Annotated in this window: 2 protein-coding genes; both read left to right on the plus strand. The window is 67.6% G+C overall.

The window, feature by feature from the left end; all coding sequences use genetic code 11:
* The coding region (locus tag VT52_RS34250) for an alpha-amylase family protein (protein WP_143070965.1) at positions 1–758 on the plus strand (758 nt) is incomplete at its 5' end.
* The coding region (locus tag VT52_RS34255; RefSeq protein ID WP_240510008.1) for an alpha-amylase family glycosyl hydrolase at positions 755–1,607 on the plus strand (853 nt) is incomplete at its 3' end. The genes VT52_RS34250 and VT52_RS34255, both read left to right, overlap by 4 nt.

Consider the following 1,607-nt stretch of genomic DNA (forward strand, 5'->3'; position numbering starts at 1 on the left):
CGTTCACCCGCCCCGCCATGATGCGCACCCTCGCGCAGATCGGCTTCCAGCAGTCGTACACCTACTTCACCTGGCGCAACACGAAGCAGGAACTCACCGAGTACCTCTCCGAGCTGTCGGGCGAGACCGCGGCCTACATGCGGCCCAACCTGTTCCCCAACACCCCCGACATCCTGCACGCCTACCTCCAGCACGGCGGCCGGCCCGCCTTCGAGGTCCGTGCCGTGCTCGCGGCGACCCTCTCCCCCGCCTGGGGCATCTACAGCGGCTACGAGCTGTGCGAGAACACCCCGCTGCGCCGGGGCGGCGAGGAGTACCGCCACTCGGAGAAGTATCAACTGCGGCCCCGGGACTGGGAGTCGGCCGCGCGTGAGGGCCGTACGATCGCGCCGCTCATCACCCGGCTGAACGCCGTCCGGCGGCGCAGCCCCGCCCTGCGACAGCTGCGTGACCTGCACTTCCACCACGCCGACAAGGACGCGGTGATCGCCTATTCCAAGCGTGCGGGATCGAACACGGTTCTGGTCGTCGCCAACCTCGACCCCCACCACACCCAGGAGGCCACGGTCTCGTTGGACATGCCGCGACTCGGCCTGGAACAGCACGAGTCGGTGCCGGTGCGCGACGAGCTGACCGGCGAGACCTACCACTGGGGCAGGGCCAACTACGTGCGCCTCGAACCGGGCCGGCGCCCGGCGCACGTCCTCACCGTCCTGCGACCGTCCAACCCGCAGACCGGAGGGTCACCCACCATATGATCGTCAATGAGCCCGTCCCGGACACCTTCGCGGACACTCCCGCCCGGGACCGGGACCCGGACTGGTTCAAGCGTGCCGTCTTCTACGAGGTCCTGGTCCGCTCCTTCCAGGACAGCAACGGCGACGGAGTCGGCGACCTCAAGGGCCTGACCGCCAAGCTCGACTACCTCCAGTGGCTCGGCGTGGACTGCCTGTGGCTGCCGCCCTTCTTCAAGTCACCGCTGAGAGACGGCGGTTACGACGTCTCGGACTACACGGCCGTGCTCCCCGAGTTCGGCGACCTCGCCGACTTCGTGGAGTTCGTGGACGCGGCCCACCAGCGCGGCATGCGCGTGATCATCGACTTCGTCATGAACCACACCAGCGACCAGCACCCGTGGTTCCAGGAGTCCAGGCGGGATCCGGACGGGCCGTACGGCGACTACTACGTCTGGGCCGACGACGACAAGCAGTACCGGGACGCCCGCATCATCTTCGTCGACACCGAGGCGTCCAACTGGACGTACGACCCGGTACGCAAGCAGTACTACTGGCACCGCTTCTTCTCGCACCAGCCGGACCTCAACTACGAGAACCCGGCGGTGCAGGAGGAGATGATCTCCGCGCTGAAGTTCTGGCTGGACCTCGGCATCGACGGGTTCCGGCTGGACGCGGTGCCGTACCTGTACCAGCGCGAGGGCACCAACTGCGAGAACCTGCCCGCGACCCACCAGTTCCTCAAGCGGGTCCGCAAGGAGATCGACACCCAGTACCCGGACACCGTGCTGCTCGCGGAGGCCAACCAGTGGCCCGAGGACGTGGTCGACTACTTCGGGGACTTCCCGAGCGGCGGCGACGAGTGCCACATGG

The organism is Streptomyces malaysiense (genome assembly GCF_000980885.2).
Taxonomy (GTDB): domain Bacteria; phylum Actinomycetota; class Actinomycetes; order Streptomycetales; family Streptomycetaceae; genus Streptomyces; species Streptomyces malaysiense.